Origin of the sequence: Micromonospora sp. NPDC049679 (assembly GCF_040659735.1) — a bacterium.
In the GTDB taxonomy this organism is placed as follows: Bacteria; Actinomycetota; Actinomycetes; order Mycobacteriales; family Micromonosporaceae; genus Micromonospora_I.
This window is the reverse complement of record NZ_JBFANZ010000001.1, coordinates 17,517-31,353: the sequence shown is the minus strand read 5'-3', so window position 1 is coordinate 31,353 and position 13,837 is coordinate 17,517. Positions and strand designations below refer to the sequence as shown.

The window sequence follows — 13,837 nt, the reverse complement described above, 5'->3', positions numbered from 1 at the left end:
GCCCGCGCGTCCGCGTCAGGCCGGGTCTGCTCCGGCGGACGCGGGACGCGGACCGGTCGCCGGGACATCCTCGCCATCAGCCGGTGCGTCGGGAGCGGCGGCATCAAGGGCGGGGGCGTGAGACGCCTGGAACGCCCGGGAGGCGGCGTGCATCCGCAGGGCGCCGGCGAGCGCCATGCCCGCGCCGGCCGCGACGACCACGGCGATCGCGGTCCGGGCCATCGCCGCCGGCCCGGGGACCGGGGCGATCGAGCGGACGAAGACGGCGGCGTTCGCGGCGCCGCCGAAGATGGCGAGACAGGCGCCGGCCAGGGCGAGGGCGAAATCGGTGGCCGTCCGCCGGGCCAGGGCGTACCCGGCGGCGGCGATCGCGCCGAGCCCGGCGAGGAGCGGCCAGACCTGCCCGACCAGCAGCCCCTGCAGGATCGGGCCGACGGTCGTGGCGCCGGCGTCGAGTTCGCGGGCGACCGCGTAGACGATGGCGAGGACCCCGCCCGAGGTGGCGAGCGTGGCGAGCCCGACCGTGGCGGCCCGCCCCGCACGGGATTCGGCGGCGAGCAGTCCGAGCGCGCCCACCGCGAGGGCGCCGAGCAGGCTTACCGCCCACCAGAGGCCGGGGCTGGGCGGCGGTACCCAGTCGAGCGTTCCCCGGATCTCGACAGGGGAGACGCCGTCGCGCAGCGGCACGACCCAGTCGCGGACGCGGTGGGTGCGGCTCGGGTCGGCCCGCACGTCGGGCGGCGGGGTGGCGCTCATCCAGTGGCTGCGGTGGTCGTGCCAGCGCGCCACGGGCTCGGTCGAGATCCGCTGCCAGGAGGGCGGAAGCGTCGGGTCGGCGCTGACCGGGGGCTGGGTGTCGCCGGCGAGGGTCTCGTTGAGGTAGGCCGCCGGGGAGCGCAGGTTCTGGTAGACGCCGTCCGGGCGTACCTCCAGGTAGGGCTCGCCTTCGTAGCCCAGCACCTCGATCGTGCGGTCGCCGCGGTTGACGAGTTCGATGCGGGCGCCGGCCTCGACCGCGCGGACGGTGAGACCGTCGACCGCGGGGGTGACGGTGGTCACCGCGGTGCGGTAGTTGGTGCCGTCGGGGGCGTCGCCGCCGTGCGCGGAGGCGGGGGCGGCGACGGCCAACGCGGCGACGATGCCGGCGGCCGCGGCCAGGAGCGCGCGGTGGATCATCTGCCCGCCGCCTCCACGGCGGCGACGATCGCCTGCGGGTTGGTCTCGGTGGGCTTGCCGTTGACGTACGCGCTGGGGGTGCCGGTCACGCCCCGCTTGCTGGCCACGTCCGTGACGTGTGCTGTCCATGCCGTGTACTTTCCGCTGCGTACGCACTGACCGAAGGTATCTCCGAGACCGAGGCCGGTGCCGACCGCGACCAGTTCGTCGTCGCTCAGCCCGGCGCCCCCTTCCGGCGGCTGCCGCTCGAAGAGCGCCTTGGCGTACTCCCGGTACTTGCCCCCCTCGGCGGCGCAGCCGGAGGCGGCGGAGGAGCGGGTCGAGTACCGGGTGCTGGAGAAGCGGTCGAGGTATGCGACCGGGTGGTAGATCAACGTCACCTTGTTGGCGGCGACGAGTTGGTCGAGCGTGGCGCCGCTCTCCTGCTCGAACCGCCGGCAGCTCGGGCAGATGAAGTCCTCGTACAGGTCGATCTTGACGGGGCCGCTGCCGACCGCCACGGCGGCGCCGCCGTCGGTCGCCCCCGGCGGGGCGGTGTAGCTGCTCGGCCGTTGGCTGGCGTAGACGCCGTACCCGATCGTTCCGGCGATGACCAGCGCGACGACCGCGATGACCGAGGTCCACAGGGTGCGGCGTCGCCGCCGTTCGCGCGCGATCTGGTCGCGCACCACGCGCGCCGACTGCTTCTGCTCCGCTCGTTTGCTCATCGGATGCTCACCGTCGATCGAGGAAGGAATCCAGGGACAGTCGGGTGCGGGGGTAGACCAGAAGGAAGGCGGCCAGCAGCAGGAAGCCGAGGTCACGCAGGATCTCCGGGCCGTAGCTGGGGCGCTGGCCGGCGGCGAGTTCGCCGCCGCTGCCGAAGCAGCCGCAGTCGATCGCCAGCCCGCGGGCCCAGGCCGAGGCGATGCCGGCGACGAAGACCGCCAGCAGGGCCGCGGAGACGCCGGCGGCGAGGCGGGTGGCGAGGCCGAGGAGCAGGAGTACGCCGAGCGCGATCTCCACGAACGGCAGCGCGGCGCCGATCACCTGGGCCAGGTCGTACGACATGATCCGGTAGGCGTTGACGGCGCGTCCCGAGGCGGCCAGGTCACCCACCTTCGTCGCGCCCGCGTAGAGCCACACGGCGGCCAGCCCCAGCCGGGCACCGGTGCCCAGCCAGGGCTGCGTCGTCCGCCAGCGGGACATGCGCTCGGTCACCATGGTCACGGTTGATTAGTCGTTCCGGTCCCGGCCAGGGTTCCGGCCTTTCGGCAGAAATAACCTCAGCTGGCGAGCGCGTTGCCGATCGCCGCGACGAGTTCGGCGCGGGCGCGGGCGACCCGGGACCGGATCGTGCCCACCGGCACCTGCTCGATAGCGGCCGCCTCCGCGTAGGAGAGGCCGAGCACCTGGGTGAGCACGAAGGCGCCGCGCCGCTCGTCGGGGAGGCGGCGCAGCAGGTCGGCGGCGCCGAGATGGTGCGCCGGGTCGGGGTGCGGGGCGTCGGTCCGGGCCTGGACGGCGAGGCGCTGGTCGAGTTGGCGCCGCCGGACGACGGTCCGCAGGTGGTCGGCGCAGGCGCGGCGGGCGATGCCGAGCAACCAGGTGCGGGCGGTGGAGCGGCCGGCGAACGACGGCAGCGCCCGGAACGCCCGCAGGTAGGTCTCCTGGGTCAGGTCGTCGGCGCTTCCCTGATCGACCAGCGCCGCGACGAAACGCCAGACCTCGGCCTGGGTGGAGCGGACGAACGCGGCCTGGGCGACGGGGTCGCCGTCGCGGGCGGCGAGCGCCCAGTGCGTCGACGCCTCCAGCGGGGAGGTGGCTGGATCGTCGGCGTGGCTGGGCACGCCGACCGACGCGTCGCGCTGGGCCGGGATCACGGCAAGCCAGCGTACGCGGAGCAGTCGGCCGGTGTGGACCCCGTCACGGTGCGTGTGATCCGACGGGCGCGGGAACTTTTACCGCCCGCGCACCGACTATCTCGGCATGAGGTGCGACGAGATACGGGTCGCGCTGTCGGCGCGGCTGGACGGCGAGGACCCGCAGACGCCGGTGGCGCTGATGGACGGGCACCTGCGGGGCTGCCCGGGCTGCCGGGTGTGGCTGGAGCGGGCCGAGCAGGTGACGCGGGCGGTGCGGGTGCAGGTGGCGGAGGTCCCCGATCTGACCGCCACGGTGCTCGCCGCCGTGGCGGCCGACCCGCGCGGGGCGGCGGGGGCCCGTCGGCGGGCGGCGGCGGTCGCGCGGGGGCGGCGGCAGATCCTGCGGGTCGCGGTGGCCGTCGCCGCCGTCGCACAGCTCGCCGTCGCGCTCCCCATTCTTCTCGCCGGCCTCGGCGTCGCCGTCGACGCGCACACCAGCCGGGAGATGGCCTCGTTCGACGTGGCGCTCGCGGTCGGCTTCGCCCTCGCCGCGTACCGACCGGAGCGGGCGCAGGCGTTCGTGCCGGTCGCTTTCGTGCTCGCGGTCTGCCTCGCCGGGACCAGCGCGGTCGACATCGCCAACTCGACGACCCTGCTGGTGCACGAGATCGGCCATCTGGCCGCGGTGGTGCAGGCGGTGCTGCTCTGGGCGTTGGGGCGGGTCAGCGGCCGACCGGCGGCGGCGGTCTCAACGGCGACCGCGGCGGGTCGCGGGTGACTCGGGTCGCGTCCGCCCGTGCGGGTCGGCGAGCATGTCGGACATGACTCCCGTGATGATCCGGTGGGCGCCGCGCTCGGCCGTGCTGGTCGGGTTCCTGTTGCCGCTCCTCGCCGCGCTGCTCGCGCCGGCCGCGCCGGCCAGCGCGCACGCCGTCCTGGTGAGCAGCAGCCCCAGGGCGGACCTTCTGCTGGCGGCCGCGCCCGGCCAGGTGGTGCTCACGTTCTCCGAGTCCGTCCGTCAGGTGCCCGGCAAGATCCGGGTGATCGGTCCGGACGGGAAGCGGGTCGACCGGGGCGAGCCGAGCTTCGACGGAACCGTCGTCACCATCACCGTCGACCCGGGCGGTCAGCGCGGCACCTACCTGGTCAGCTACCGCGTCATCTCGGCCGACAGCCACCCGGTCGCCGGCGGCTACACCTACTCGGTGGGGGCCCCATCGGCGGCGCCGAGCGATTCGGACACCGCCTCGAAGGTGGACACGGCGGTCACCGCGGCCATCCCGGTGGTCAAGTTCCTCGGCTACGCGGGGCTGGTCCTGCTGGTCGGACCGGTCCTCGTGCTGGCCCTGCTCTGGCCGCGGCGGCTCTCCCGCAACGGCCCGGCCCGGCTGGTCTGGACCGGGGTGGGGCTGATCATGCTCTCGACGCTGGCGGGCGTCTGGCTGCAGGTGCCGTACACGGCGGGCGGCGGGGTGCTCGACGTCGACGCCGCCGGACTGGGCACGGTGTTGAGCAGTCCGTTCGGCACCGCACAGCTGGTGCGGATCGGCATCCTGCTCGCCGCGTCGCTGCTGTTGCGTCCGGTGCTCGCCGGCACCGAGGGCCGCGCCGATCGGCCGCTGCTGGGCGTTCTCGCCGTGGCCGGGCTCGCCACCTGGCCGCTGGCCGGGCATCCGGCCGCCTCGCCGGTGCCCGCCGTCTCGGTGGTGGTCGACACCGTGCACCTGGCCAGCATGGCGGTCTGGCTGGGCGGGCTGCTGATGCTCGGCGGGTTCCTGCTGCGGTGGGCGAACGAGCGCGAGCTCGGCGCGATCCTGCCGATCTGGTCGCGCTGGGCGACGCTCGCGGTCACCGCGCTGCTGCTCGCCGGCACGGTCCAGGCGCTGATCGAGGTCGGCACGCCGACGGCGTTGATCTCCACCACGTACGGGCGGCTGATCAGCGCGAAGATCGCGCTCTTCGCGCTGGTGATCGCCGTGGCCGCGTACTCCCGGCAGCTCGTGGTGCGGCGGAGCGCGGCCGGGCAGCCGGGGCGGATGCGGCGCGCGGTCTGGATCGAGCTCGGCATCACCGCGGTCGTGCTCGCCGTCTCGTCGACGCTCGTGCAGGTCACGCCGGCCCGCACGGCGGCCGACAACGAGCAGCTGCAGGGAGCGGGCTATTTCTCCACGACGCTCACCAGCAACCTCTACTCGTTGCAGGTGGAGATCGACCCGGCGAAGCGGGGCAACAACTCCGTGCATCTCGACGCCTACGCCCCGGACAACAAACCGATGCCGGTGGTCGAGTGGAAGGCCACCGCGGCGCTGCCCGCCAGCGGGGTCGAGCCGATCGACGTCCCGCTGCTGCCCCTCACCGACAACCACGCCACCGGCGAGATCAGCCTGCCCACCGCGGGCGACTGGGAGCTCCGCTTCACCCTGCGGACCTCGGACATCGACCAGGCCACGGTGACCGTCACCGTGCCGATCACGTAGAGGAAAGGTCAGAACATGATGCGTCACCGGCGCTCCGCGACCACCGCGGCAGCCCTCGCCCTCGGAGCGCTCCTCGTCGGCGTCTTCGGCGTCGCCGCTCCCGCCTCCGCGCACGTCTCGGTCAACCCGAAGGAGGCGACGCAGGGCGGCTACGGCCGGCTGGCCTTCCGGGTGCCGACCGAGAGCGACACGGCGGCCACCACGAAGGTCGAGGTGGTGCTGCCGGAGAACGCGCCGGTCGCGTCGGTTTCGACGATGCCGGTGCCGGGCTGGACGGTGACGACGGAGAAGCGCAAGCTCGAGCCGCCGCTGGAGGTGCACGGCAGCCCGGTCACCGAGGCCGTCTCGAAGATCACCTGGACGGCGAGCGGTGACGCGGGGATCAAGGGGGGGCAGTTCCAGGAGTTCCCGGTCTCGATGGGCCCGCTGCCGAAGGTCGACACGATGGTGTTCAAGGCGCTGCAGACCTACTCCGACGGCAACGTCGTGCGCTGGATCGAGGAGCCTCCGGCGGCCGGCGGGCAGGAGCCGGAGCACCCGGCGCCGGTGCTGAAGCTCCTCCCGGCGGCGGCCGCGTCGGCCTCCCCGGCCGCCGGCGCGGCGAAGGGCGACTCGGCGGACGACGACGAGGACGAGGGGAACTCGGTCGCGCTCGGCTTGGGCGTCGCCGGTCTGGTCGCCGGTCTGGGTGGGCTGGCGTTGGGCGGGCTCGCGTTCGCCCGTACCCGTCGGCCGGCCGGCACGCCGGCGGCCTGAGCTGCCACTATTCGCCGGCCCGCCGGACGACCGGCGGGCCGGCGGCTTTTTTCCGCGTGGCCCGGCGCGGCGACCGCACGGCATCCCGTGCTCACCTCGTCACCGTCTGTATGGTGCTGCCCGTACGGTGATCAAGGGAGAACGGGATGCGGGTCGTTCGCACGATCGTCGGGATGCTGCTGCTGACCATCGGGGTGCCGGCGCTCTTCGTCGGTGGCGCGCTCTGGGTGGTGTCGCAGCATCGCGACGCCGGTGGCGCGTTCAGCGGGTCGATGCAGCCCGTCGACAACCCGGGTTCCGCGATCATCGTGGCCGACCTGGACGCGATGCTGAGCCGGGACGCCCCCTTCGCGAAGGCTGCTCGCACCACGCTGCGGATCACCGCCCAGACCGAGGCGGGGCCGGCGTTCGTCGGCATCGCGCCCGCCGCGGAGGCCGCCAGCTACCTTTCCGGGCTGCCGTACGCGCAGGTTGACGCGGTCGGTGTGGCCCGCGGTCCGTTGCCCGTGCTGCTGACCCGCGTTGCCGGCGCGCCCCGGACCAGCCCCGTCGCCAAGGTGGCGCCCGGCGCGCAGCCGTTCTGGCTGCGTCAGGGGATCGGGGCGGTCGACTGGAACCCCGGCGAGCTGCGTGGACAGCAGCTATCCATGATCATCATGCGACCCGACGGTCGGCCCGTCGCCAGCGCCGATCTGCGGGCCGAGGTGCGTCCCGGCTGGCTCGACGCGACCGGTTGGGGCCTGCTCACCCTCGGCACCCTCCTGCTCGGCTTCGGCATGGCGGTGCTGGCCTGGCCGATCCGCCCGCGCGAGGTGGTCTTCGTCGTCGAGCCCGACCAGTTGCCGGCGATCGCGGCCCGCCTCGGTGTGCGGACGTTGACCGGGATCGGCCTGTCGGACGACGTGGTCCCGGCGGACCGGCCCGCACCCGACGCGGTCCGCGACGATGCCGGCGCCGAGCGGCCCGCCCCGCCGGCCTGGCCGGTTCCGTCGGCGCGCCCCACGACCCTGGCGGACACCGCGCAGGCCCCGCTCGCCACCCCCGCCGCTGACGGCGCCGAGGCGGTGGCGCAGCGGGTCGCGCCCGGTCCCGCCCGGCCGCCGCTGACGCCGGGTCCGGCGCTGCCGATGCTGGCCTGGCCGCCGGCGCAGGGTCCGAACCCGCCTGCGCTGACGCCGCCGATCCCGCTGCCGCTCAACCCGCAGCCGCCGGCGTTGTTTCCGCAGGTCGAGCCGGATGTTCCGGCGGCCGCCGGTCCGCGGTCCACGGCCGTGCCGGCGGCCCTGCCGACGCCGCTGCCCCCGGTCGCGATGACGCTGACCGCGCCGCTGCCCGAGAAAGCACTGCCGCTGCCACCGTCCACGTGGCGCTCGGGTCCGCTGCCCGTGCCGGCCCGGGCCGACACCTTCGGCGATGACGCCCTCGAAATCGTCGCGCTCGGCGCCGACACCGAGGCCGGTTCCGCGCCTGGGCGCAGTCTCCGGCACGCCGGCGAGAACCGCTGGTCGGCGGCGCCGCGCGAGCGTCGCGGCGCGGACGCGGCCGCCGGACGGACGACCGGCCGCCACGGCGCGCGGGAGGAGACGCCCGACGAGGACGACTCGTGGGCGGCGCTGCTGCCGGTGGCGCGCGACAACGCCGAACTCCTGCCCGGGCTGACCCCGCCGACCCCCGGCCTGCCCGGTGCCGCCCCGGCCGTCCCCGGTCTGCCCGGCGCGGCCCCGGCCGTCCCCGGTCTGCCCGGCGCGACGCCGACGAAGCGGCGTCGCAAGACCGCTGGCGGACTTCCGGCCCCCGATGTGCTCCCGATCATCGTGCCACCGCTCAAGGTGCCACCGATGAACGTGATGACGCGTGGCGGCGGTGGTCAGAACCGGCGCAGGAGCGCGGCGAAGTCGACCAACAGCGATAAGAGCGCGGGCGAGTAGGGCGGGCGAACCGCTGCCGGGGGAGCCCCCCGGACGTTAGCCTCAACCGGTGCGTCCAGCCCGGCGTCCAGCGTCCAGCTGGAGAGTGCGGGTTGGCAAGTGGCCCTCCGCGCTGCCGACGCGGAGGGCCACTCTCACCGGGGGAACGGTGCAACTGAGAGAAGCTTGATCCGTTAGGGCCAGATTAGCGGCATCCGGGGGCCACTATCTAGATCTGTCCATTTAGCGCAACATCTGGTATTAACGGACAGTCGTCGCCGCATCGTCGCCGAGCGCCTTCCGCTGCCCGCGCACCGGCAGTGCGACCAGCAGCAGCACGGCGAGCAGCACATAGACGTTGCGCAGCACGAACTCCGTCGGCGAATCCGTCGGTTCCGGGGCGGCTCCCCAGTCGAAGAACGACACCACGCCGTACGCGATGCCCGCGTAGACCAGGGCCGCGACCCCGAGCAGTACGCGTCTGCGGCGGTGATCGACCGCCCCGTACGCCTCCGTCCGCGGGGGTAGCGCCACGTCCACCAGGATCACCAGGGCGGGCACGAACCAGTAGATGTGATGCGTCCAGGTGATCGGACTGACGAGCGCCCCGACCAGCCCGGTGAGCGTCAGCGCGGCGACCTCGTCGCCCGCGCGTGCGGCCCGCGCCGCCCGCCAGAGCCCGTACCCGGCCGCGAGCACCACCAGCAGCAGCCAGAGCAGCCGGTTCGGCTCGTGCGGCGCGACCAGCCGGCTCAACATCCCGAGCAGCGACTGGTTGCCCGTGTAGTCCGTGCGCCCCACCCGGTCCGTCGCCCACAGCGAGTGCGTCCAGAACTGCCACGAGTCGCGGGGGGCGAACGCCACCGCGAGCAGCGTGGCCGCCGCGGCCGCCACGCTGGCCCCCGCCGCGGCCCGCCAGCGCCGGGTCACCAGCAGGTAGACGATGAAGATGCCCGGGAACAGCTTCAACGCCGTCGCCAACCCGATGCCGAGGCCGGCCCAGCGCGAGTTCCGGGGTACGGCGAAGAGCAGGTCGGCCAGGATCAGCACGACCAGGAGCATGTTGATCTGCCCGAAGGTGATCGTCTCGCGGAACGGCTCGATCAGCAGCACCAGGGGAGCGGCGAGGGCGAGCGCGTGCCAGCGGGGGATGCCGCGTCGGTCGGCGAGCGGGGTGACCAGCCACCAGGTGGTGACGGCGGCCGCGATCACCGTGGCGAGCGTGAACAGGACGATCGTGACGCCCAGCGGCAGCGCCGCGAACGGCCGCAGCACCAGGGCGGCGAAGGGCGGATAGGTGAAGTAGAGCTCGCCCTGAACGCGGTCCGGCTGCGCATAGTCGTAGAGCGGATTGCCCTCCGCCCACCAGCGCAGCGCGCTGATGTAGATGCGCAGATCGAAAAAGTGGTGCTGGTTGCCGTACCAGTAGACGAGGGCATCGCCGGCGACGGCCAGGGCGGCGAGCACGGCCATCCGGCGCGTGGTCGATCGCGAAACGCGCGGGGGAGGGGCGGGGGCCGGCGTCGGGGGCCCGGCAGGCTCGGCTGACACGACGGCAACCCTAACGGTGTCGTGTCACAGCCGCGTTGAGACGTCTGCGGGCTGTTGGCGCGTACGCTGTGCGCGTGGCTGATCTTCTTGTCTGGATCGATTGTGAGATGACGGGCCTCGATCTTGGCAAGGACGCCCTGATCGAGGTCGCTGCCCTTGTCACCGACTCCAATCTCAACGTGCTCGGTGAGGGCGTCGACCTCGTTATCCATGCCGACGAGGAGACGCTCGCCGGCATGCCGGAGGTGGTCCGGGCGATGCACGAGAAGTCGGGGTTGACCGAGGAGGTGCGCCGCTCCGCGGTGAGCCTCGCCGAGGCCGAGGAGCGCGTGCTCGACTACGTCACGAGCCTGGTCAAGGATCCGCGTACCGCGCCGCTCTGCGGCAACTCGATCGCCACCGACCGCGGCTTCCTCGCCCGCGACATGCCCCGGCTGGACGGCTTCCTGCACTACCGCATGATCGACGTCTCGTCGATCAAGGAGCTCTGCCGTCGTTGGTACCCGCGGGTGTACTTCGGGCAGCCGACCAAGGGGCTGGCGCATCGCGCCCTGGCCGACATCCGGGAGAGCATCCGCGAGCTCGAGTACTACCGCCGGACCGTCTTCGTGCCGCTGCCCGGCCCCGATGTGGAAACGGCGAAGGGCATCGCGGCCGAGCTGTGACCGGGGTTACCGGCACCGCCGGGTAACCCCGTCGACGCCGGCCGCCGACATATGGCTATCATTGGTCGGCACAGCACACGGGCTTCGACCTGATGCTGGTTCGCATGGTGGCTGTAGCTCAGCTGGTAGAGCACCGGGTTGTGGTCCCGGGGGTCGCGGGTTCGAGTCCCGTCAGTCACCCCATGGAATGACGAAGCAGGCCCCCTCCGCGGAGGGGGCCTGCTTCGTCGTACGGCACCGGCACAGGCAGCGGCGCGCACTGATTCACCGGCCTCCCGGCAGGGTCGCCTGGAGCGAGTTGTCGGGGCACAGCAGGAAGGGCCGGTCAGCAATCCTGACCGGCCCTTCTCATCGGTCAGATGGCGGGTGAGGCGTCCGCGCTCGGGCTGGCCGAGTGGTCCGGGGTCGGCTTCGTCGTCGGCGGCGGCTCGTAGGGGATCGCGCTGCCCTTGACGTACTCGTCCCAGCTCAGGTTCCAGACGGTCCAGCCGTTGCCGTTCTGCAGCGCGCGTTCGGTGCCCTTCACCGTGATCGGGTCGCCGATGGTGGTCTGGTTGAAGAGCCACTGCGCGTTGGCCATCGACATGTTGACGCAGCCGTGCGACACGTTGGTGCGGCCCTGCTGGGCGACGGACCAGGGAGCGGCGTGGATGAACTCGCCGCCCCAGGTCAGGCGCTGGGCGTATTCGATGTCGGTGCGGTAGCCCTCTTTCGGGCCGAGTTCGGCGAAGGTGTCGAAGACCGTCTTCCGCAGCTTCTCCATCACGATCATCGTGCCGCTCGACGAGGGCGTCTTCGCCTTGCCGAGGCTGATCGGGATGGTCCTGACGACCTTGCCGTCCTTCCTGACCGTCATCGTCTTGTTCTTGTTGTCGACGATCATGACGGTCGACGAGCCGATCTTGAGGTCCACCGTCAGGTCCGAGCGGCCGTACCAGTTGCTCCCCATCGGCAGCCCACCGGTCTGCAGCTTGTACGTGATAGCGGTTCCGCCCTTCCAGTACTCCTTCGGGCGGTAGTGCACCTCAGTGCCGCTGATCCAGTGCCAGATCCCCTCCTGGGCCGGCGTGGACTTCACCGTCATGCGGCGCTGCACGTCGTCGCGGTAGTCCTGGGGGATGGCGCGACCGAACTTGACGATCAGTGGCATTCCGACGCCAACCACGGCGCCATCGCCGAGGAAGCTGCTCACCTGGACCAGGTTGCCCGGCCTCGCCATCGTCGTGAACGTGTTGCTGGTGGTGGCGGTCTTGCCCTCGTCGTCGGTGACCGTCACGGTCGCGGTGTAACCGGTGTTGTAGTCGAGCTGCCCGTCCGGGAGCCAACTGCCGCCGTCCTTGGTCAGCGCGCCCTCGACGGTCTTTCCGGCCGCGTCCTTGAGCTCGAACGTCGTCTTCGTCGCGTCCTTCGTGGTGAACGTGATCTCGGCGGAGGCGGGCACGTCCTTGGCGTCCGCGGCCGGGCCCGTGATGGTCGCTGAGGCCTTTGCTGGCGGTTCCGTCGGTGAGCTGCCGCCACCCTGCCATGATGATGAGTGGCCGCCGGTGCAGGCGCTGGTGAGCGCCAAGGCAGCGGCGAGCACGGATGCCGCGAGCACACGCCCAGCGGGGGTGCGTCGCAGCCCGGTGACATGCCGCGTCAGCTGATCTCGGCTTGCTCGCATGATCCCCTCACAATTCAGTCCCGATGCCCATCGTCCACGAAAGACGCCGGGCGGCAAGCCCCGGTTTCGTGGCGTGAAGAGAAACACCAGCATCGCTGTCCAGTAAGGCGGAAATATCTGGACTTTCGGTCACGATTTGCGACTGATCTATTCGTGGTGGGCGATTCAGCTATTCAGCCGGCGTTTGCGAGGTTGGCGTCGGACCGACGGTCGCCGCCGGCGATGTCGAGGCGGGTTGAACCGCTACGGGCAGCGCGCTGCCCTTGACGAACTCGTCCCACGGGATGTTCCAGGCCGTCCAGCCGTTGCCCGGCACGAGCTTGATCCCGGTGCCCTTGACGGTGATCGGGTCACCGACCTTCGTCTGGTTGAACAGCCACTGGGCGTTGGCGGGGGAGAGGTTGACGCAGCCGTGCGAGACGTTGGTGCGGCCCTGCTGGGGAACGGACCAGGGCGCCGAGTGGATGAACTCGCCACCCCAGGTCAGGCGCTGCGCGAATTCGATGTCCGTGCGGTAGCCCTCACGCGGCCCCAACTCCGCGAACGTGTCGAACACGGTCTTCGCCTTCTTCTCCATCACGACCATTGTCCCGCTCGACGAGGGGGTTTTCGGCTTACCCAGGCTGACCGGCATCGACCGCACCAGCTTGTCGTCCTTGAAGACGGACATCTTCTTCGTCGCGTTGTCGACCTGCATGACCAGCTTCTCGCCGATCTCGGCGCTCGCCGTGCGGTCGGTGTCGCCGTACTGTCCCCGCCCCGTCGGATGACCACCCACGCCGATCCGCACCGTCAGCTTCGTGCCCGGGCGCCAGAACTCTGGTGCGCGGTAATAGGCCTGCGTCCCGGTGGACACCCAGTGCCACGCGCCGGGCTGCGGCGGGTCGGTGTTGACGAAGAGCCGCTTCTGCACCGCCGCCCGATCCTTCGCGGGGATCCCCGGGCTGAACTCGACGACGATCGGCATCGCCACCCCGTAGGTCGCCCCGTCGTGCAGATACAGGCCCGTGCCGGTCTGCGACGCCGGCCTGCTCATGGTGCTGAACGTGGTGGTCTTCGTCACCGTCTCGCCGCTGGTGCTGCTCGCCACCACGCTCGCCGTGTACTTCTTGCCGTACTTCAACGGGGTGTCCGGCACCCACGACGACCCGTCCTCGCGCCAACGGCCGGTGACCGCGCCGCCTCCCGCCTCGGCCAGGCTCACCGAAGTGATCTTTCCGCCCCGGACCGTCGCGCCGATCTCCGTGCTCGCCGGGAGCTTCTTCGCGTCCATCGCCGGCGTGATTCCCAGCTCGAACGGTTCCGCGGGCTGACTCGGACTCGCCGGACTCGCGGTGATGAAGCGGGCCGGTGTGTTGCTCCCGCAGCCGACGAGCGCCAACGGCGCAACCACCACCAATGCGGCCAGCGCGGACCGGGTGTACCTGAGCCTGCCCATCCCCGTTACCCCGTTCGTGAGAACTCTGGACGACATCGTGCACTACGCGGGCGAGGTTCGTGCGCCGGTCGGATGGGTGCGGCCGAACCGGCCCATATGGGGTCGGGTGCTCGGCGCGGCGTGCCAGCCGGAACCAGTTGGAACCTTCCCTCAGGGGCGTGTTAGTGTTTCCCCCGTTGTCAGCGAGCGCCGCTAGCTCAACTGGCAGAGCAGCGGACTCTTAATCCGCGGGTTCGGGGTTCGAGTCCCTGGCGGCGCACCACGACTGAGCAGGGCGTTCACCGGAAGCGGTGGGCGCCCTTCACTCATTTGGGACGGGTTGACAGCAACGATGTCAGACGTCATCGCGCTCACCCGCCG

At 72.0% G+C, this 13,837-nt stretch carries 12 protein-coding genes and 2 tRNA genes; 7 read left to right on the top strand and 7 right to left on the bottom strand.

Features of this window, described 5'->3' with window-relative positions:
• Positions 1-15: 15 nt before the first annotated feature.
• From AB0J06_RS00160 to AB0J06_RS00145, 4 genes are all read right to left on the bottom strand, one after another.
• Complete coding sequence (locus AB0J06_RS00160; RefSeq protein WP_357422867.1) at positions 16-1,176, bottom strand: hypothetical protein; 1,161 nt, start codon at positions 1,174-1,176, stop codon at positions 16-18.
• Positions 1,173-1,883: a thioredoxin domain-containing protein gene (locus tag AB0J06_RS00155; protein WP_357422865.1), complete on the bottom strand. Its 711-nt coding sequence runs from the start codon at positions 1,881-1,883 to the stop codon at positions 1,173-1,175. The genes AB0J06_RS00160 and AB0J06_RS00155 overlap by 4 nt, the downstream gene beginning before the upstream one ends.
• 7 nt (positions 1,884-1,890) lie before the next feature.
• Positions 1,891-2,379: a MauE/DoxX family redox-associated membrane protein gene (locus AB0J06_RS00150; protein ID WP_357423444.1), complete on the bottom strand. Its 489-nt coding sequence runs from the start codon at positions 2,377-2,379 to the stop codon at positions 1,891-1,893.
• A gap of 62 nt (positions 2,380-2,441) precedes the next feature.
• Positions 2,442-2,969 carry a sigma-70 family RNA polymerase sigma factor gene (locus tag AB0J06_RS00145; RefSeq protein WP_357423442.1) on the bottom strand — a complete coding sequence of 176 codons (528 nt, stop codon included), beginning with the start codon at positions 2,967-2,969 and terminating at the stop codon, positions 2,442-2,444.
• Between the two features lie 175 nt (positions 2,970-3,144).
• Here AB0J06_RS00145 and AB0J06_RS00140 point away from each other — a divergent pair, with 175 nt between their 5' ends.
• The 4 genes from AB0J06_RS00140 (at position 3,145) to AB0J06_RS00125 (ending at position 8,181) form a co-directional block, all read left to right on the top strand.
• The gene (locus tag AB0J06_RS00140; RefSeq protein ID WP_357422863.1) at positions 3,145-3,798 is read left to right on the top strand and encodes a zf-HC2 domain-containing protein; all 654 of its coding nucleotides are present in this window, start codon (positions 3,145-3,147) and stop codon (positions 3,796-3,798) included.
• 34 nt (positions 3,799-3,832) lie between these two features.
• A complete protein-coding gene (locus AB0J06_RS00135; protein WP_357422861.1) occupies positions 3,833-5,497 on the top strand; it encodes a copper resistance protein CopC in 1,665 nt (554 codons plus the stop codon).
• Between the two features lie 15 nt (positions 5,498-5,512).
• The gene (locus AB0J06_RS00130) at positions 5,513-6,253 is read left to right on the top strand and encodes a YcnI family protein (RefSeq protein ID WP_357422859.1); all 741 of its coding nucleotides are present in this window, start codon (positions 5,513-5,515) and stop codon (positions 6,251-6,253) included.
• A 146-nt stretch (positions 6,254-6,399) separates the two neighbouring features.
• Entirely contained in the window at positions 6,400-8,181 is a 1,782-nt protein-coding gene (locus tag AB0J06_RS00125; RefSeq protein WP_357422857.1) for a hypothetical protein, read from the top strand.
• Between the two features lie 240 nt (positions 8,182-8,421).
• On the opposite strand, the gene AB0J06_RS00120 is transcribed toward AB0J06_RS00125, so the two are convergent.
• Complete coding sequence (locus AB0J06_RS00120; protein ID WP_357422855.1) at positions 8,422-9,633, bottom strand: glycosyltransferase 87 family protein; 1,212 nt, start codon at positions 9,631-9,633, stop codon at positions 8,422-8,424.
• Between the two features lie 146 nt (positions 9,634-9,779).
• Between AB0J06_RS00120 and orn the strand changes: the two genes are divergently transcribed.
• Both orn and AB0J06_RS00110 read left to right on the top strand, forming a co-directional pair.
• Complete coding sequence (orn, locus tag AB0J06_RS00115; protein ID WP_357422853.1) at positions 9,780-10,376, top strand: oligoribonuclease; 597 nt, start codon at positions 9,780-9,782, stop codon at positions 10,374-10,376.
• Positions 10,377-10,483: 107 nt separating this feature from the next.
• Positions 10,484-10,559: transfer RNA gene (locus AB0J06_RS00110), tRNA-His, on the top strand.
• A gap of 172 nt (positions 10,560-10,731) precedes the next feature.
• On the opposite strand, the gene AB0J06_RS00105 is transcribed toward AB0J06_RS00110, so the two are convergent.
• Together AB0J06_RS00105 and AB0J06_RS00100 are read right to left on the bottom strand one after the other, a co-directional pair.
• Positions 10,732-12,039 (bottom strand): Ig-like domain-containing protein, encoded by a 1,308-nt coding sequence (locus AB0J06_RS00105; protein ID WP_357422851.1) that lies wholly within the window; start codon positions 12,037-12,039, stop codon positions 10,732-10,734.
• Positions 12,040-12,208: 169 nt separating this feature from the next.
• A complete protein-coding gene (locus tag AB0J06_RS00100) occupies positions 12,209-13,477 on the bottom strand; it encodes an Ig-like domain-containing protein (RefSeq protein ID WP_357422849.1) in 1,269 nt (422 codons plus the stop codon).
• A gap of 186 nt (positions 13,478-13,663) precedes the next feature.
• On the opposite strand from AB0J06_RS00100, the gene AB0J06_RS00095 reads away from it, so the two are divergent.
• A tRNA-Lys gene (locus tag AB0J06_RS00095) sits at positions 13,664-13,739 on the top strand.
• The last annotated feature ends 98 nt before the right edge of the window (positions 13,740-13,837 follow it).